At 61.8% G+C, this 18,631-nt stretch carries 14 protein-coding genes; 6 read left to right on the top strand and 8 right to left on the bottom strand.

The genetic code is table 11. The features are described 5' to 3' along the window. Window positions 1–46: 46 nt before the first annotated feature. From DBR44_RS09905 to DBR44_RS09890, 4 genes are all read left to right on the top strand, one after another. On the top strand, window positions 47–475 hold the full coding sequence (locus DBR44_RS09905; RefSeq protein ID WP_124643900.1) for a hemerythrin domain-containing protein: 429 nt from the start codon (window positions 47–49) through the stop codon (window positions 473–475). Continuing rightward, window positions 472–684, top strand: a complete 213-nt coding sequence (locus tag DBR44_RS09900; RefSeq protein WP_124643899.1) for a DUF2249 domain-containing protein — start codon at window positions 472–474, stop codon at window positions 682–684. Before DBR44_RS09905 ends, DBR44_RS09900 begins: the two co-directional genes overlap by 4 nt. After that, complete coding sequence (locus tag DBR44_RS09895; RefSeq protein WP_124643898.1) at window positions 681–1,961, top strand: hypothetical protein; 1,281 nt, start codon at window positions 681–683, stop codon at window positions 1,959–1,961. Before DBR44_RS09900 ends, DBR44_RS09895 begins: the two co-directional genes overlap by 4 nt. A 120-nt stretch (window positions 1,962–2,081) precedes the next feature. Continuing rightward, on the top strand, window positions 2,082–3,278 hold the full coding sequence (locus tag DBR44_RS09890) for an NnrS family protein (RefSeq protein WP_124643897.1): 1,197 nt from the start codon (window positions 2,082–2,084) through the stop codon (window positions 3,276–3,278). Window positions 3,279–3,353: 75 nt separating this feature from the next. Here the strand turns inward: DBR44_RS09890 and DBR44_RS09885 are convergent, their stop codons facing one another. Next, window positions 3,354–4,793 carry a glycoside hydrolase family 1 protein gene (locus tag DBR44_RS09885; protein WP_124643896.1) on the bottom strand — a complete coding sequence of 480 codons (1,440 nt, stop codon included), beginning with the start codon at window positions 4,791–4,793 and terminating at the stop codon, window positions 3,354–3,356. 97 nt (window positions 4,794–4,890) lie between these two features. On the opposite strand from DBR44_RS09885, the gene DBR44_RS09880 reads away from it, so the two are divergent. Next, window positions 4,891–5,772 carry a LysR family transcriptional regulator gene (locus DBR44_RS09880; protein WP_199731010.1) on the top strand — a complete coding sequence of 294 codons (882 nt, stop codon included), beginning with the start codon at window positions 4,891–4,893 and terminating at the stop codon, window positions 5,770–5,772. 41 nt (window positions 5,773–5,813) lie between these two features. On the opposite strand, the gene narI is transcribed toward DBR44_RS09880, so the two are convergent. The 4 genes from narI to DBR44_RS09860 form a co-directional block, all read right to left on the bottom strand. Beyond that, a complete protein-coding gene (gene narI, locus DBR44_RS09875) occupies window positions 5,814–6,500 on the bottom strand; it encodes a respiratory nitrate reductase subunit gamma (protein ID WP_124643895.1) in 687 nt (228 codons plus the stop codon). A 65-nt stretch (window positions 6,501–6,565) separates the two neighbouring features. Further along, on the bottom strand, window positions 6,566–7,213 hold the full coding sequence (gene narJ / locus DBR44_RS09870; protein ID WP_124643894.1) for a nitrate reductase molybdenum cofactor assembly chaperone: 648 nt from the start codon (window positions 7,211–7,213) through the stop codon (window positions 6,566–6,568). A gap of 3 nt (window positions 7,214–7,216) precedes the next feature. Continuing rightward, on the bottom strand, window positions 7,217–8,767 hold the full coding sequence (gene narH / locus DBR44_RS09865; RefSeq protein ID WP_124643893.1) for a nitrate reductase subunit beta: 1,551 nt from the start codon (window positions 8,765–8,767) through the stop codon (window positions 7,217–7,219). Beyond that, window positions 8,764–12,453 carry a nitrate reductase subunit alpha gene (locus DBR44_RS09860; protein WP_124643892.1) on the bottom strand — a complete coding sequence of 1,230 codons (3,690 nt, stop codon included), beginning with the start codon at window positions 12,451–12,453 and terminating at the stop codon, window positions 8,764–8,766. Before DBR44_RS09860 ends, narH begins: the two co-directional genes overlap by 4 nt. A gap of 560 nt (window positions 12,454–13,013) precedes the next feature. On the opposite strand from DBR44_RS09860, the gene DBR44_RS09855 reads away from it, so the two are divergent. After that, on the top strand, window positions 13,014–13,547 hold the full coding sequence (locus DBR44_RS09855; protein ID WP_158613588.1) for a fimbrial protein: 534 nt from the start codon (window positions 13,014–13,016) through the stop codon (window positions 13,545–13,547). A gap of 137 nt (window positions 13,548–13,684) precedes the next feature. Here the strand turns inward: DBR44_RS09855 and DBR44_RS09850 are convergent, their stop codons facing one another. The 3 genes from DBR44_RS09850 to DBR44_RS09840 form a co-directional block, all read right to left on the bottom strand. Continuing rightward, on the bottom strand, window positions 13,685–15,661 hold the full coding sequence (locus DBR44_RS09850) for a methyl-accepting chemotaxis protein (protein ID WP_124643890.1): 1,977 nt from the start codon (window positions 15,659–15,661) through the stop codon (window positions 13,685–13,687). Between the two features lie 161 nt (window positions 15,662–15,822). Next, window positions 15,823–17,202, bottom strand: a complete 1,380-nt coding sequence (locus DBR44_RS09845; RefSeq protein ID WP_124643889.1) for a NarK family nitrate/nitrite MFS transporter — start codon at window positions 17,200–17,202, stop codon at window positions 15,823–15,825. 53 nt (window positions 17,203–17,255) lie between these two features. After that, on the bottom strand, window positions 17,256–18,509 hold the full coding sequence (locus DBR44_RS09840) for a nitrate/nitrite transporter (protein WP_124643888.1): 1,254 nt from the start codon (window positions 18,507–18,509) through the stop codon (window positions 17,256–17,258). Between the last annotated feature and the right edge of the window lie 122 nt (window positions 18,510–18,631).

Genomic DNA, 18,631 nt, shown 5'->3' with positions numbered 1-18,631 from the left:
GCATACTGCGGCTTTACTGATCGCCCAGCCTCACAGGACACCCCCCATGAACGCCATAGCCTGTCTGACCCAGCAGCATCGTGACTGCGACGCCATTCTTGCCCAAGCCGAACAGGCCGTACGACACGGTGACTGGACGAGCGCCGGGCAGACCTGCCTGCGCCTGACCGCCGAGCTGGAACAACACTTTCAGCTGGAAGAACAGCAGCTGTTCCCGGCTTTCGAGGCAGCCACCGGCATGCTGAACGGGCCCACGGCGGTGATGCGCAACGAACATCAGGAAATCCGCCTGCTGCTGCAAGACATGGACGACGCGCTGCATGCCACGGATGCCACGGCATGGCTGGGCCACGCCGAAACCCTGCTCATCCTCACCCAGCAGCACAATATGAAAGAAGAAAACATCCTCTATCCCATGTGCCGCCAGCACATTGCCGGCTTTGAGCAAATGGTGACGGCGGGAGCCAGCGCATGAGCCCGGTCGACCTGCGCCACCTCGCGCCCCCCGGGCCGATGGAAATCATTCTGGATGCTGCCGAGCAGCTGCAAGACCAGCAAACCCTGGCCTGGATTCTGCCGCACCACCCCACACCGCTGCTGCCGCTGCTCACCGCGCAAGGCATTGACTACCGCTTTGAACTGTCCGGCGATGGCGGGGTGATTCTGTTCATCAGCAAAGCATGAGCCAGGCCTGGCTTTCCTACGACGACGCACCACCCTTCTGGCTGCCCGCCAGTTTTTTTGGCGCAGCCATGCTGTGGCTGCTGACCCTGGGATGCTTGCTGCTGCCCGCAGACATGCTGGCCGCCAACCGCTATCACCCACAGCTGCTCGCCCTTACCCATGCCTTGGGCCTGGGCGTGCTGGGCAACATCATGAGCGGTGCCCTGCTGCAAATGCTGGCGGTGGCCAGCGGTGTAGCGACACGGCACGCAGGCCGCCTGTTGCTGGGCATTTTCCTGCCCTGGCAGGCGGGAACGGCCTTGCTGGTGGGCGGCTTTTTGCATGGTTTCTCCCCACTCGCCCTGCAGGCGGCTGCAGTCCTGCTGTGCGCGGCCATCATCCGCCTGGCCTGGCACGGCCTGTATGGTCTGGCCCGCAGCCCGGCGCGTGATGCCAGCAGCCGGGGCATGGCGCTGGCGCTGGTGGCGCTGCTGGTCACCGCCCTGCTGGGACTGTGCCTGGTGCTGACGCTGAGCGGCCAGTTACCGCTGCCGCTCATGCCGCTGCTACACAGCCATGTGCTATGGGCGGCGCTGGGCTGGCTGTTTCTGCTGGTGCTGGCGGTGAGCCAAACCGTCATCCCGATGTTTCTGATTACCCCGCCCTACCCGGCCTGGACGCTGATCACCGGCCGGGCGGTGCTGGTCTTGTTGCTAGCCTGCAGCCTTGCCCTGTTGTTCTGGCCCGAGCAGCTATGGTTGCCCGCCAGCCTGCTGCTGATTCCGGTCTTGGCGTATGCCGTGCAGTCCTGGCGACTACTGCGGCAAAGCCGGCGGCCAGCCGATCCGCTGTGGTGGCAATGGCAAGGGGTCATCGCCTGCCTGCTGCTGGGTGGCATGAGCGCCTGGCTGTGCAGCAGCTGGACAGCATGGCCAAGCCTGCCCTTGCTGGCCGGCTTGTGGTGGCTGGGTGGCGCGGGCCTGGGTGCCACGCTGGCCATGCTGGGCAAGATCCTGCCTTTCCTGGCCTGGCTGCATTTGAAACGGCTGAACCCGCCGCGCGGCCTGCTGCCCTCCACCCATGGCTTTCTGCCGGAGTCCGCCCAGCTGCGGATGCGCCATCTGCATCTGCTGTGGCTGCTGGCCGGCACGCTGTGGTGCTGGCAGCCCGGCCGCTTTCATCTGCTGTTTGCCCTGGCCACGCTGGAGCTGGCGGCTTACGCCTTGGTGCTGGGTGGGAAACTCGCCCGGCGCTACCGGGCAGTGCAACGCGCCGTATCAGCGTCTACGGCGCGCTGACTAGCCCAAAGCCGCGCTGCTGCACCCACCCCGCGCAGCTGGATTTTCTTGACGAGAATCATTCCGCTTTGCGCTGCCGCCACCGATACTGGGCTACCACCACCTCCGAGCCCGACCATCATGCCTGACACCCTCCCCCCCGCCTTGCTGCGTGCACCGCACCGCCTGGCCTTCCTGCTGGGCATGCTCAGCGCCCTGTTGCTGTTTGCCGCCTGGTTTGCCGAGCTGGCATCCCGGCTTGGCTCGCATACCATCACCCCGCAGATTCCTGCAGTCATGGCCCACGCCTTGCTGATGCTGTATGGCATTTTCCCGCTGTTCATGACTGGCTTCATCTTTACCGCCGGCCCGCGCTGGCTGGGGGTGGCCCCGCCCAGCCGGGTACGTTATCTGCTGACACCCGGCCTGATGGCTGCCGGGGTAGCCGGCTGGCTGGCAGGCCTCGCGCTGGGCAAAAGCTGGCTGCTCGCTGGCCTGCTGCTGTACGGCCTGGGCTTTGCCAGCCTGACCTTGTGCTTTGCCGGCCTCGTCTGGCGCAGCCCGCAGCCGGATCGCCGCCATGCACTGGTGGTACTGGCGGCTTTTGTGCTGGGGCTGGCAGGCGTGCTGGCGGCCGGGTTCTGGTTGCTCACGGGCAATGGCGCTTACTGGCTGATCATGCGCGATCTGGCCTTGTGGGGCTTTTTGCTGCCGGTATTCCTGACCGTGTGCCACCGCATGCTGCCTTTCTTTACCAGCAGCGCACTGCCGGAGCGCTTGGCATGGCGGCCCTACGCCCTGCTGGCCGCCATGGTGGCTGGCAGCTGGCTGCATGGTTTGCTGGTGCTGACCCAGCACAGCAGCCTGCTGGCTGATATTCCGCTCACCCTGCTGTTTGGCTACACCAGCTGGCGCTGGGGCCTGTTGCCGGCGCGCAAGGTCAAACTGCTGTGGATGCTGCATCTGTCCTTTGCCTGGCTGGCCGTGGCATTTGGCCTGTACACCCTGGCTGGCCTGCTGCCTGCGCTGTCGCTGGGGCTGGCTCCGCTGCATGCCATCACCGTCGGCTTCTTCATGACCATGGTCATCGCCTTTGTCTCACGCGTGACCCTGGGGCATTCCGGCCTGCCACTGCAAGCCGGAATCTGGCTGTGGCGCATCTACCTGGCCGTGCATGCGGTCGCGCTGAGCCGGGTCGTGGCCGACTTTCTTCCGCCGGCATGGGTAGCCTACCTGTATGCTGCCGTCGCCCTCAGCGGACTGCTGGCACTGCTGGGCTGGAGCCGGCAACTGATCGGGCTATACCTGAAACCCCGCGCCGACGGGCAAGCGGGTTGAACCGGATCGGACACGACACTGGGTCGCGGGGGGCAAATGCTGGCGACATATTGCGCACGCATTTGCTGCCCGTCCTCAGTCCAGGCAGGCTCCGCCGCTGGCAATCACCTGCTGATACCAGTAGAAGCTGTCCTTGCGGATGCGCTGCAGGCTACGGCAGTCCTGTTCGTCCCGATCCACATAGACAAAGCCGTAGCGCTTCTGGTAGCCGTTCAGCCAGCTGAGAATATCGGTGAAGGACCAGGCGCAATAACCCAACAGCGAAACGCCATCCGTGATGGCCTGCTGGCAGGCGGCAAGATGGCTGCGCAGGTAGTCGATGCGGTAGTCGTCATGCACGCGGCCATCGGCCGTCAGCTGGTCGAATTCGCCCAGCCCGTTTTCAGTAATCAGCAAGGGCAAGGCATAACGTGAAGTCAGCCGGCGCAAGCCGATGCGCAGGCCGGAGGGGTCGATGGCCCAGTCCCAGTTGCTGGTGGGCAGATGCGGATTGGGCCGGGTCTTGTACAGCCCGGGCACGCCACTGGCCGGGGTACTGCCTTTCTGGCCGGTGGTGTTGATGCGCTGCAGGCCGATGCCATCTGCCGGATTATCGGTATAGCTGTGGGTCTGGTAGTAGTTGACGCCGATGAAGTCCGGCAGGCCGCGCCGTAGCAGCGCCTCATCGCCGGGCAGGATGTCCGGTGCTTCGCCGTGCGCCCGCAGCCAGTGCAGGGCCGCCGCCGGGTAACGCCCCAGGCAATAGCTATCCAGCCACCACAGATTGGTGAACTCCTCGGCATTTTCAAAAGCCAGCATGTCCTGCGGGCTGCTACTGGCGGCATAGGCTGGCGAATAGGCAAAGCTGGGGCCGATCAGCCCCTGCGGCACCCACTGGCGAAAGGCGGCAATGGCGCTGGCATTAGCCAGAAATGCGTGATGGTTGGCGGTGTAAAAGCGCTTGCGATCCTGCACGGCTGGCGGGTGGGTGCCCAGCAGATAGGCATTGCCAAGGTTGTAGTTCTGCTCGTTCAGCGACACCCAGTATTTCACCTTGCTGCCAAAGCGCTGATACAGGGTGGTGCAGTAGTGCGTGAAGTCATCAATGATGCGCCGGTCCTCCCAGCCACCGTATTCATCCTGCAAGGCCTGCGGCAGGTCCCAGTGATACAGGGTGAGCACCGGCTCGATGCCGTGGCCGCGCAGGCTGTCGATCAGCCTGTCGTAAAAGGCCAGCCCAGCCTCGTTTGGCGTACCACGACCTTCGGGGAAGATACGCGGCCAGCTGACGGAAAAGCGGTAGGCGGTGAGGCCCATTTCCGCCATCAGGGCGATGTCTTCCGGGTAGCGATGGTAGTGATCCACCGCCACATCGCCATTACTGCCCTGGAAGGTGCGTCCCGGCTCGCGGCTGAAGCTGTCCCATACCGAAGGGCCTTTGCCCTCGGCATTCCAGCCGCCCTCCACCTGATAGGCCGCCGAAGCGGCACCCCACAGAAAGCCAGCCGGGAAAGGCAGGGTTTGTTGATGGTGCATGCCACGGTCTCCTGCAAAGAATGGTCTGACCGCAGCATGCGCCCACGCTATCATTCCATCCATTGACATATTTTCACCATCACAAGTCCCTGGAGGAATGATGGAATTGCGTGATCTCAAGGCCTTTGTGGTGCTGGGCGAGTTGCTGCACTTCGGTCAGGCTGCCAACCGGCTGCACATCACCCAGTCCGCACTCAGCAAGCAGATACGGCGGCTGGAAGATGAAGTGGGTGCGCCGCTGTTTACCCGCAATGCCAGCAGCACCCGGCTGACCGGGCTGGGCCGCGCACTGCAGGACAATGCCGCCCGCCTGCTGGATGACAGCCAGGCCTGGCTACGGCAGGCGGCCGATTGGCAGGCCGGTCGCAGTGGCAGCTTGCGCATCGGCTTTGGCGCATCCACCCACACCCTGCTGCCGGGGCTGATTGCCCGCTTTCGCCACAGCCGGCCGCAGGTACGCATTACCCTGAGCGACCTGTCCAGCCATCACCAATGGCAAGCCATGCGCGAAGGCCGGCTGGATCTGGGCTTCTGCCGCCTGCCCGCCCCCGACGGCTGGCCCAGCCTGCCGGTATTGCAGGACCGCTTCCAGGCCGTGCTGCCACCGGGCTATCCGCCTGATATCAGCTTGCAGGCGCTTAGCGATCTACCCCTGGTCATCATCCGGCGCGAGCTGGCCCCGGCCTATCACGACCATGTGCAGTACTACCTGGCCAGCCGGGCGCTGGATTGCCGCGACATCCTGCCGGTGACTGACTTTCCGGCCGCCGTGGCACTGGCTGCCGCCGGTCTTGGCTGGGCACTGCTCCCGGCCTCGGCCAGCCTGGGCGGCCAACAGGTCCGCAGCATCCTGTTACGGGAAGACGCTGCCGCCTGGCAGATCGGCCTGATCCGCCCGCCCAGCGTGGCCGGGCCACTGGTGGAGAGTTTCTGGGAGATGGTGCGGCAATCACTGCCAGTTAACACGGACACAAAATAAGAAAGGCCCCGCAGGGCCTTTGCTGATCAATCACTTACCGTTCAAGCACGCGGACGCACCAGCTGCCAGGCGCGGCCCAGATAGCCGACTGCAGCAAAGCCGCTCCACACATGCACCAGGCGGGTGAAGGGGAAGATCACGAACAGGCTCATGCCCATGAACAGGTGCAGCTTGAACACCGGCGAGGCCGTCACGATGAATTGCGCCGCATCTGCGCGCAGGGTAACGATATGCTGCGCCCAGGTCATCAGCAGCACCATTTCGTGGCCATCCAGATGCTGGGCGGACACGGCGATGGTGGACAGGCCCAGTAGCAGCGTGGCCAGCAGCCACAGCAGTACCAGCTTGTCGCGCCAGGTGGTATTGGCCGCCAGGCGTTGGTTGGTGAGACGGCGATGTAGCAGGATCAGCAGACCGATCAGGGCCAGGCTGCCCATGATGCCACCGGCGGTCATGGCGAATACCTGTTTGAAGCTGTGGGTCACACCCAGCGCTTCCCATACCGACAAGGGTGTCAGCAGGCCCACCAGATGGCCGAAGAACAGCCCGAGTACGCCGATGTGGAACAGGATGCTGCCCAGCCGCAGATTGCCGCGATACACCAGTTGGGACGACTCGCTCTTCCAGCTGTACTGTTCGCGCTCGAAGCGCATCAGGCTGCCCAGCAGGAAAATGCCGAGCGCAATATAGGGATAAATCCCGAAAACAAATTGATGCAGATAGTCCATCTCTCTCTCCTTGCTGTTCCGGCCAGCCCCTGATTGAGGACAGGGCGGGCCGGAAACGGGCAGATTCAGGCGCCGGATCGCGACGGGTAGAAGTTGACCGGAGCGATGGCCGGCAGGGCGGGCTTGAGCAGCGGCTCGCTGCCATCCGCACCGGGGCCAAAGGTTTCCAGCAGTTCGTCCATGTCGCGGATAGGCGGCACGCTCAGGGGCTCGGGCGCAACCGGCGACAGCCAGACCAAGAGGTCGAGCACGCCGGCATAGGGCGAGGACGACTCGCGCAGCTTGCCGGCGATATGGCCCAGCACATGCACGGCATCACCCAGCAGACGGTCTGCCTCCTGCGGCTCGCATTGCGTCAGGAACTCCAGAAACAGCGGCACGTAATCCGGCAGTTCAGCGCACACCGGCTCAAAGCCGTGCTCCTTGTACTCTTCCAGCAAATCCACCATGGCCTGACCACGGGCGCGGTCCTCGCCATGAATGTGCTCGAACAGGTGCAGCGAGTGCGCCGGACTGCGGTCGAAGGTCTGCACATAGTTTTCCTGCAGACGGATCAGATCGCCCCCCTCCAGCTGCACCAGCAAGGGCTGCAGCATGCTGGCGGCGGTGGGGCTGGCTTCCAGCTGCTGGCGGATATCATCCAGCGCGGCCAGCAACTCGGGCTCCGGATAGCACAGCAGCACCGAGCTGATCTTGTACAGTAACTGGTTCATGGCTTAACTCCCGGCGTTGGACTTGCGGTCGCGGCGCATGTCGTGGAAAACAATGGGCGTCGCCTTTTTCTTGCCAAACAGGCTGGCGTCCGACTTGCCATCCGAACAGCCATTGCCAAAGGTGAAGCCGCAACTGGCCTTGTCGTCGAAGGTGTTTTCCACCATTTCCTTGTGGCTGGACGGAATCACGAAGCGGTCTTCGTAATTGGCAATCGCCATCACCTGGTACATTTCTTCCACCTGGGCCGGTTTCAGATGCGTGCCGCGCAGGGTGGCCGGGTCGCTCACCTTCTCCACACTCTTTTTGCGCATGTAGCGGCGCATGGCGACCATGGTTTCCAGTGCGCTCACCACCGGCTCTTCTTTGCCTGCGGTCAGCAGATTGGCCAGATAGCGGATGGGGATACGCAGGTCTTTCACGTCCGGGATGATGCCGTTTTCACCGATCAGGCCGTTTTCCAGCGCGCTCTGGATGGGCGACAGCGGCGGGATGTACCACACCATGGGCAGGGTGCGGTATTCCGGATGCAGCGGGAAGGCCACTTTCCATTCCATGGCCATCTTGTACACCGGCGACTTTTGCGCCGAGTCGATCCAGCTTTGCGGAATGCCCTGCTTTTGCGCTTCGGCAATCACCTCTGGTGCATTCGGGTCGAGGAACACACCCAGCTGTGCTTCGTACAGGCTCTTCGGGTCTTCCACGCTGGCAGCCGCTTCGATCTTGTCGGCGTCGTACAGCAGTACACCCAGATAGCGGATGCGGCCGACACAGGTTTCCGAGCACACGGTCGGCTGGCCGGCTTCGATGCGCGGATAGCAGAAGATGCACTTCTCGGCCTTGCCGCTGGTCCAGTTGTAGTAAATCTTCTTGTACGGGCAGCCGGACACACACATGCGCCAGCCACGGCACTTGTCCTGATCGATCAGCACGATGCCGTCGTCTTCGCGCTTGTAGATGGAGCCGGACGGGCAGGAGGCGACACAGGCCGGGTTCAGACAGTGTTCGCACAGGCGCGGCAGATACATCAGGAAGGTGTTCTCGAAGGCCGAGTACATTTCCTTCTGGATGCCTTCAAACAGCGCGTCCTTGCTGCGCTTGGCGAACTCGCCGCCCAGGTCGTCTTCCCAGTTGGGGCCCCATTCGATCTTGTCCATCTTCTTGCCGGTCAGCACCGATACCGGGCGGGCCGTCGGCGGCGTCTGCATTTCCGGCGCGTTCTGCAAGTGCTCGTAATCGAAGGTGAACGGCTCGTAGTAGTCGTCGATGGACGGCAGGTTCGGGTTGGCAAAGATATTGGCCAGAATGCGCATCTTGCCGCCCTGCTTGGGCACCAGCTTGCCATTGGGCTTGCGCTCCCAGCCGCCCTGCCATTTTTCCTGGTTTTCCCAATCCTTGGGGTAGCCGATGCCCGGCTTGCTTTCCACATTGTTGAACCAGGCGTATTCCACGCCGTCGCGGCTGGTCCAGACGTTTTTGCAGGTAACCGAACAGGTATGGCAGCCAATGCACTTGTCCAGGTTCAGCACCATGCCGATTTGTGCACGGATTTTCATTTGTCTTCTCCTGCAGGCTGATCCATCCAATCCACTTTTTTCATCTTGCGCACGATGACGAATTCGTCACGGTTGGCACCTACCGTCCCGTAGTAGTTGAAGCCCCAGGACAGCTGGGCGTAACCGCCAATCATGTGGGTAGGCTTGGTCACCGCACGGGTCACCGAGTTGTGGATGCCGCCGCGCTTGCCACTGGTTTCCGCACCCGGCACGTTCACGATCTTCTCCTGGGCGTGGTACATCAGCGTCATGCCTTCCGGTACGCGCTGCGACACCACCGCACGGGCAGTCAGCGTGCCGTTGACGTTGAACACCTCGATCCAGTCGTTGTCGACGATGCCGGCCTTCTTGGCGTCCACTTCCGATACCCAGACGTGCGGGCCGCCACGCGACAGCGTCAGCATGCGCAGGTTGTCCGAGTAGGTACTGTGAATGCCCCATTTCTGGTGCGGGGTGATGAAGTTGAGCACCAGCTCGTGATTGCCGTTGGACTTCCTGCCCAGGATGGCCTGGGTGGTTTTCAGGTCCACATGCGGCTTGTACACGCACAGGCCTTCGCCGAAAGCGCGCATCCACTGGTGATCCTGATAGAACTGCTGGCGGCCGGTGATGGTGCGCCATGGAATCAGCTCGTGCACATTGGTGTAGCCGGCGTTGTAGCTGACTTCTTCGCTTTCCAGGCCAGACCAGGTGGGCGAGGAAATGATCTTGCGCGGCTGCGCCTGTACATCGCGGAAGCGGATGCTGTCATGCTCGCGTGGCAGCGCCAGATGGGTGTGGTCGATACCGGTAATCTTCGACAGCGCATCCCAGGCTTTCACCGCCACATGGCCGTTGGTTTCCGGAGCCAGGGTCAGAATCATCTCGGCGGCGTCGATGGCGGTATTGAGCTTGGGCTGACCCTTGCCCGCGCCTTCGGCCACGGTATGGTTCAGGCCGCGCAGCACGTCCACTTCATGGCCGGTTTTCCAGCTGATGCCCTTGCCGCCATTGCCCACTTTTTCCAGCAAGGGGCCGATGGAGGTGAACTTGTCGTAGATGGCACCGTAATCGCGTTCCACCACCGTCATCGCCGGCATGGTCTTGCCCGGCACCGGCTCGCACTCGCCTTTTTTCCAGTCCTTCGGATCGAAGGCCTGGCCCAGCTCCTGCGGGGTGTCGTGCATCAGCGGGGTGAGGATGAGGTCTTGCTGCACGCCCAGGTAGTCCTTGCCGATTTCGGAAATCTTCTTGGCAAAGCCCTTGTAGATTTCCCAGTCGGACTTGGCCTGCCACAAGGGCTGCACGGCTTCGGACAGCGGGTGGATGAAGGGGTGCATGTCGGACGTGTTGAGGTCGTCCTTTTCATACCAGGTGGCGGTCGGCAACACGATGTCGCCGTACAGGCAGGTGGTGGACATGCGGAAATCCAGCACGACCAGCAGGTCCAGCTTGCCTTCCACCGCCGGGCGCACGGTGATTTCGGTCGGCGTGATGCAGTCGTCTTCGCTGCCCATTACCGCGTTCTGCGTGCCCAGCAGGTATTTGAGGAAGTACTCGTGGCCCTTGCCGGAGCTGCCCAGAATATTGGAACGCCACACAAACATATTGCGCGGGAAGTTCTTCGGGTTGTCCGGGTCGTTGCAGGACATGTCCAGCGCGCCGGACTTGAGGTTTTCCACGGCCCAGGCCACCGGGTCCTTGCCTTCGGCAGCGGCCTGTCGGGTCACGTCCAGCGGGTTGGTGGTCAGCTGCGGGGCCGACGGCAGCCAGCCCATGCGTTCGGCCTTGGCGTTGTAATCGATCAGCGCCATCGAACCCATGGTCTGGTCTGCGGTGGGGCAAAGGATTTCGTTCACGCCCAGCTTTTCATGCCGCCACTGGCTGGTATGGGCATAGAAGAAGCTGGTGCCGTTCATCTGGCGCGCCGGGCGTACCCAGTCGCCGGCAAAGGCCAGCGGGGCCCAGCCGGTTTGCGGGCGCAGTTTTTCCTGGCCCACATAGTGGCACCAGCCGCCGCCGCTCTGGCCGATACAGCCACACAGCATCAGCATATTGATGATGCCGCGATAGCTCATGTCCATGTGATACCAGTGGTTGAGCGCGGCACCGACGATCACCATGGATTTGCCATGGGTCTGATCGGCGTTCTGGGCGAATTCGCGCGCAACCTGGATCACCATTTCCGGCTTCACGCCGGTGTGTTTTTGCTGCCAGGCCGGGGTATACGGCACATCGGCCATGTAGTCGTTGGTGACGTTGCCACCGCCCAGGCCACGGTCGATGCCGTAGTTGGCGGCCATCAGGTCGAACACGGTCGCCAGCAGCACTTCGCTGCCATCGGCCAGCACCGCCTTGCGCACCGGTACATTGCGGGTGAGCAGTTCCTCGTGCTCGGCGCCAAAGTAAGGGAAGCCCACGCCGACGACATCGTCGCGATGGTCAATCTGCGACAGGCGGGCCGAGACTTCACGGCCAGTGCTGCCATCATGCTGCTGCAGGTTCCACTTGCCACTCTGGCCCCAACGGAAGCCGATGGAACCAGTCGGTGCCACGATGTCGCCACTGGTTTCGTCGAAAACCAGGGTCTTCCATTCCGGATTGTTGTCTTCGTTCAGGTGGCCCGCCAGATGGCTGGCGCGCAGGAAGTAGTCCGGCACATAGCGCTCGCCATCCTTGCGCAGGGTCACCAGCATCGGCATGTCGGTGTAGCGGCGGATGTAGTCGGTGAAGTAGGCCGACGGCTTGTCCAGGTGGAATTCTTTAAAGATGACATGACCCATGGCCATGGCCAGCGCGGCATCGGTGCCCTGCTTCGGGGCCAGCCAGATGTCGCCAAACTTGGCCATTTCGCCAAAGTCACTGGAAACGGCTACGGTCTTGGTGCCCTTGTAGCGCACTTCGGTATAGAAGTGGGCATCCGGGGTACGGGTCATCGGCACATTGGAACCCCACACCATCAGATAGGTGGAGTTGTACCAGTCGGCCGATTCGGCCACGTCAGTCTGCTCGCCCCACACCTGCGGGCTGGCCGGCGGCAAGTCGCAATACCAGTCGTAGAAGGACAGCGGCACGCCGCCGATCAGGCTGAGGTAACGGCTGCCCGCTGCGTAGGACACCATGGACATGGCCGGAATCGGCGAGAAGCCCACCACGCGGTCCGGGCCGTAATTCTTGATGGTGTAGGCATTGGAGGCCGCGATGATTTCGTTGGCCTCGTCCCAGTTGGCACGCACGAAACCACCCTGGCCGCGCTTGCTCTTGTACTGCTTGGCCAGTTCCGGGTTCTGGCTGATGTGTTCCCAGGCCTGTACCGGGCTCATGCTCTGGCGCGCTTCGCGCCACAACTTGGCCAGGCGGCCGCGGATCATCGGGTATTTCACCCGCTGCGCCGAATACACATACCAGCTGTAGGACGCGCCACGCGGGCAGCCGCGCGGTTCGTGGTTGGGCAGGTCCGGCCGGGTGCGCGGATAGTCGGTCTGCTGGGTTTCCCAGGTGATCAGACCGTTCTTTACATACACTTTCCAGCTACAGGAGCCGGTGCAGTTCACCCCGTGGGTGGAGCGCACGATCTTGTCGTGCTGCCAGCGTTGGCGATAGGCGTCTTCCCATTGGCGGTCTTCATTGACCACCGCGCCATGGCCATCAGCAAAGGTGGATTTCACCTTGCCAAGGAAATTCAGTCTGTCCAGAAAATGGCTCATCTTGCCTCCGAGTATTTACCGCAGATGCGGTGCAGCGGCCCTGCCGCGCAGCCTTTGCTTACCCTGCAGAGATTACGTCCGGGCAACAACAGCGCCCATTGGCCACTAGAGGAAAAACCCATGCGCAGAGTGAGGAGACGCATAAGCCATAAGAAGTAGGTGGAACTACACAGGCTGGCCAGCGAAAAACGGAGCGCTGCTGACGATACGCTCAATGAGCCGGAATGCATGACGATCAATGACAAACGAATGGATTTGTGCTGCTGGCATGGCCAAGTCCGCAACGTGTACTACGCGCCATCCGTACGACACCGGCTCGCCAGGGCGGCAAGCCTTGATCTGGATTTGCTGTAACGCCGGAAAAACTCCCGCATCGGCTTAAAACAGGATTGCCAGCGCTACACCTGTCCAAAATGCCAGAAATCTTTCATATCAAGCAAAATTATCCATATACAAATCAGCAACTTCAAAGCAAGGCCGTCATCAGTAAATAAATCTAAAAAATGAATGAATTGCTACTAAGTTGTATCTCGGGAAAACATACCATTAGGAGTAGCTCCATGCAGCGCACACTCGCTATTTTCTGCACCGCTTGCGCCGGCCTCATCTCTCAAGCGCATGCTTCGGACGGCACCATTACCTTTACCGGCAATATTGCAGCAACAACCTGCACCATCAGCGTTGCAGGGGGCAGCAGCAGTGGCTCCATCAGCTTGCCCAGCATTTCCACCAAGGCATTGGCGGTCGCTTCCGCCACGGCAGGCACTATCCCGTTTTCCATTGCCCTTAGCGGCTGTACCGGCGCAGCCACCCAAGCCGCCATCTGGTTTGAAAATGACAGCAATGTCAACGCTGCCGGTCGCTTGATCAATACCGGCACAGCAAGCAATGTCGATGTGGCTCTCTACAACACGAGTTCAAGCTCCCACATTCTCATTGGGCAAACCAGTAGCACATTTGGTAGTAGCGGCATGGCATTTCCAATCAGCAGTGGCAACGCCACCCTGCGCTATCTGGCAAAGTATTACGCTAGCGGAGTAGCCACTGCCGGCACGGTCACCGCCATTGCCAACTACACCGTTCAGTATCAGTAAGTGAGGCCCAGCGGGGTGCCGATTTGCCAAGCAGAATCCGGGCAGCAAATGGCAAAAGCAGCCTGTGGCGATCCGCTCTGCCACACGGCATGCCAGTACGGTGGATTGCCTTCCTGCACACCATCACCACAGTCTGCTCAGTGACTGGTGTGCTGGAAACGGTCTACCAGCTCCACCATCTTGCCGGCAGTGCGGTTAAGCTGGCCGGACAAGGCAGCGGCCTCCTGCACGATATGGGCATTGTTTTCCGCCAGCGCGGCAATCTTGCTGACATTGGTGGCGACATCGTTGCTGGCAGCAGTCTGCTCTTGCATCGCCAGCGTGGTACTGCGGCTCTTGTCGGCAGTATCGCTGGCCTTGCCGTGAATCAGCGCCAGGTCTTCCACCGTCAGATCCACCTCAGCCATGCCACCCTGCATGCGCTGCCGCGCCGTGGCCATCTGCTGCGCCACGCCCTGGGTTTCGCGGCGGATATCTTCAATCAGCGCGGCGATGTCCAGCGTTTCCTTGCTGGTGCGCTCGGCCAGCTTGCGTACCTCGTCCGCCACCACGGCAAAACCGCGCCCCATTTCGCCAGCCCGTGCCGCCTCGATGGCGGCGTTAAGGGCCAGCAGATTGGTCTGGTCGGCAATCTCGCGAATGGCGGTGACAATGCTGTGAATACCCTCGGACTTGTCGCGCAGCATGTCCACACTTTCGCCGGTATGGGTCAGGCCATCGGCGGTTTCACTCAGCGCGGTGGCGGTACTGCGCATGCGGTCGCGACCATCATCCACACAGCCCTGCATGTCCTCGGCCACGCGCATGGCTTGCAAGGCATTGTCGGTCACGGCGGCAATGCCGGCGGACATTTCCTCGATGGCGGCGGCGATGTCCACGGATGAGCGGCTTTGCACCTCCGCCGTGGAGGCAGCACGGGCCGATACATCATTCAGTGAGTTGGCTGCCGCCATCATCTGGTGCGCTTCGCTCTTGATCTGGCGCAGGGTGTCGGCAAAGGCGTCTGCCAGATGGTCGAATGCCTGGCCCATACGGGCAATTTCGTCGCTGCCGGGCAGCGCGGCACGGCGCGACAGGTCGAAGTCGCGGCTCATGCCGCTCATCAATTGCTCCAGCCGGGAAATCGGCCGCTCCACGCTGTGGTAAATGGCCCAGCCCAGCACCGACAACAGCAGAATGGTGGCGGCAGAACCCAGCAGGGTGAACCACAGCTGGAAGCGCGCCTCACCCAGCAGCCGCTGCATATCACCATCCAGTTGTCGCAGCAGTTGATCCTGCAGCTTTTTCAGATTGGCCATTTGGGCGCTGGCGGTCTTGAACCACAGGGCCGGTGCCACGCCCAGCGGCTGCCCCAAGGGCACGGCCATGATCTGCTGGCGCATGGCCTGTACCGCAGCCGCCTCGGCGGACTGATCGGCCTGCTGTGATGCCTGGCGAATCTCGGCAGATGCCACCAGCCGCAGCTGGCTGGCACAGGCTTGTTGCCGGGCCTGCATGCCAGCAGCCTGCAGCAAGGCGGCCTGGTCAAAACTGCCCCGCCCCAGCAGGCCATTGATGAAGCCACGCTCCCGCCCGGCAAATTCCTTCTGGCATTGCAGATTGAGCAGCGCCACCGCATCGTGCAGCAGCCCGGCATCGCTGGTGCTGCCTGCCAAGCCGGCAATCAGGCCAATCAGCTGTTCGATATTGCCCGAGTAAGCGGCAAACATTTGCGCCGCCGGCTGGCTACGGCTGTCGATGGCGGCGCGCCCCTGCAGCAGGCTGCGCACCTGACCCTCCGCCGCTGTCGCCTGCGTGGCCTCTGGCAACTGCGCCAGGCTGGCGTGGAAGTCGGCCAGCGCGCTGTCAGTTTGCTGCCGTGCGCTTTGCAGATCGGCCGGCAGGCTGCTGCCTGCCACGCTCAGAAAGCCATTGCTCAAGCCCCGTTCGGCCTGCAACTGGTGAATCAGGCTGCTGGCCTTGCCAGCCACCTGCAATAGCTGGCCGGAAGCCTGCAGACGCGACAGGCTGTGCCATTTTTCCAGCGACAGCACGCCGGCAAGGCCGGCAATCACCAGGACGAAAGGCAGGATCAGCAGGCTCAGCCTGCTGGCAATGGAGAGTCTGGACAACATGACAGCCTCACAATCGGCGTGGGGGGAGTGGTGTGTTGCAATGCACTAACAGCATAGGCAATTTTTAACTGACAGCAAATATGCCGATAAAGTAAAAAAGGGGAAGCAGCCACGCTTCCCCTGCTCTCCCCGTTACCAGGGAGCTTGTCAGCCGCGCTGGATCAGCAGCGGATTTCCGCGTTCTGGCGCGCGTAGAACCACCAGTTGATCAGCACGCAGCTGGCATAGAACAGGATGAAGGCATACAGCGCAGCCTCCACACCACCGGTCATGGCAATGGAAGTGCCATAGCTCTTGGGAATGAAGAAGCCGCCATACGCACCAATCGCACCAGAGAAGCCCAGCACGGCTGCGGCCTCGCGCGTGGCATCGGCCTGCGCCTGCTTCTGTGCCGCCTCACCCTTGCCGGCCAGACGCTGATGCAGCGTCAGGAAAATCACCGGCACCTGCATGAAGGTAGAACCATTGCCCAGCCCGGTCAGGGCAAACAGGCAGAGGAACATGGCGAAGAAGCCCTGGAAGTTGCCACCCTGGCCAGCATGCGGCAGAAAGCCCAGCACGCCGCCCACTGCCAGCATCATCAGCACAAACACCGCCTGGGTCACCTTGGCACCGCCGATCTTGTCCGCGATCCAGCCACCGACCGGACGGGCCAGCGCCCCCACCAGCGGGCCGTAGAACACATACTTGGTGGGGTCTACATCCGGGAACTGGCCTTTCATCAGCAGCGGGAAACCAGCGGAGAAACCGATAAAGGAGCCGAAAGTGCCGATATACAGCCAGCACATCAACCAATTGTGCTTGCGCCGGAAAATCACCACCTGGTCGGCAAACGAGGCGCGGGCCGAGGCAATGTCATTCATGCCCAGCCAGGCAGCGACAGTGGACAGCACGATGAACGGCACCCAGACAAAACCGGCATTCTGCAGCCACATTTTCTTGTGCACCGCGCCCTTGATCCAGGTTTGCGGGTCGCCGCCAAAGGCACCGAACACGCCCATGGTGATCACCAGCGGCACCACAAACTGCACCAGCGACACCCCCAGGTTGCCCAGACCGGCATTCAGACCCAGCGCCGTGCCCTTTTCCGCCTTGGGGAAAAAGAAGCTGATATTGGACATGGATGAGCTGAAGTTACCGCCACCAAAACCGCACAGCAGCGCCAGCACCACCATGGTGATGTAGCTGGTATTCGGGTCCTGCACGGCAAAGCCGATGCCGATTGCCGGAATCAGCAGGCTGGCAGTGGACAGGGCCGTCCATTTGCGGCCACCAAACACCGGCACCATGAAGCTGTAGAAAATCCGCAGGGTGGCACCGGACAAGGCCGGCAGCGCCGCCAGCCAGAACAGCTGGTTTTGCGAATAGCCGAAACCGATATTCGGCATGTTCAGCACCGCCACGCTCCACACCTGCCAGATGACAAAGGCCAGCATCAACGCCGGGATGGATATCCACAGATTGCGCCGTGCTACCGCCTTGCCTTGCTGCTGCCAGAATTCGGCATTCTCCGGTTCCCACCGGTTAAGTATATGTGACATCAAGTCCTCCCTGACGGCACGCTGACCGTCAATCAAAAATGGGGTTGGCGCGATCAGGCCGACTGTCTGGCAACGCTGGCAACGGCCTTGCCCTGCGCGGGCTTAAAGGAAAAATGCATCCACACCAGCGACACGCATACCGTGCCGTACAGCAGCATGAAAGCGCTGGTACGCACACCGGTCACATCCAGCAGCACACCGAACAGGATGGGCAACAGGAAACCGCCCATGCCGCCAGCCAGGCCTACCACGCCGGATACTGCGCCGATATTGTCGGGAAACTCATTGGCAATGAACTTGAACACCGAGGCCTTGCCGATGGCCATGGCAATGCCCACGCCAAACAGCATCAGGGTGAACTGGGTCACGCCCAGGCCGATATGAAAGCTTTGCACGCCGTGCGTGGTGGTAATGCTGAAGTCGGTTTGCGGGTAGGACAGGATGAAAAAGGCCACCCAGCAGGTCCACATCACGCCCCAGGTCACCTTGTAAGGGCCGAAACGGTCGGACAGCCAGCCGCCCATGGCACGCAGCACGCCGCCAGGCAGGGAGAAACAGGCCGCCAGAAACGCGGCATGCTTGATATCAAAGCCATACTCGCCAACGTAGTATTTGGTCATCCACAAGGCCAGCGCCACATAGCCGCCAAACACCACTGAGTAATACTGGCAATAGCGCAGCACCGCCGGGTCTTTCATCAGGGCCAGCTGCTGGCGCAGGCTCACCTTGCTGCTGACCAGATGGGCAGAATCCTGATAGGAAAACAGCCAGAACAGGATGGCCGTTACCAGCATGGTGATGGCGTATACCGTGGGCACCATCTGCCAGCCGGCCACGGCAATAATGGTGGGCGCCACCAGTTTGGTGAGCGAGGAACCGGCATTACCGGCACCAAACACCCCCATGGCCATGCCCTGCTGCTCGGGACGGAACCAGCGCGCCACATAAGGCGTGCCTACCGAAAAAGCACCGCCAGCCAGCCCTACCAGCAGGCCGATGGCCAGAAACTGCCAGTAAGCGGTGGCGTACTGCATGATGAAAATAAAGGGCACGCATACTAGCATCAGCACAAACATCACGATGCGGCCGCCGAAACGGTCGGTCCAGATGCCCAGTGGTACGCGGATCAGCGAGCCGGACAGCACCGGCGTCGCCGCCAGGATGCCGAATTCGGTTTCATTCAGGCCCAGATGCTGCTTGATGGGGATGCCCAAAACCGCAAACATCATCCAGATCATGAAACAGATGGTAAATGCCAGGGTGCTGGATGCCAGCACGGCGTACTGCTTGAAGCGTGGGGAAGCCATGGTGCCTTGCTCCGCGATGGGGATAGCAGGCATTTAACCCTGATACGCACACGGGAAATATTCGCCGATAGCAGCAAAACGCGCAGCATGAGGAGCTAGCCCGACCCTGCAGATGGGGAAGC

The organism is Aquitalea sp. FJL05 (genome assembly GCF_003852595.1).
GTDB lineage: Bacteria > Pseudomonadota > Gammaproteobacteria > Burkholderiales > Chromobacteriaceae > Aquitalea > Aquitalea aquatilis.
This window is presented reverse-complemented; position numbering and strand designations above follow the sequence as displayed.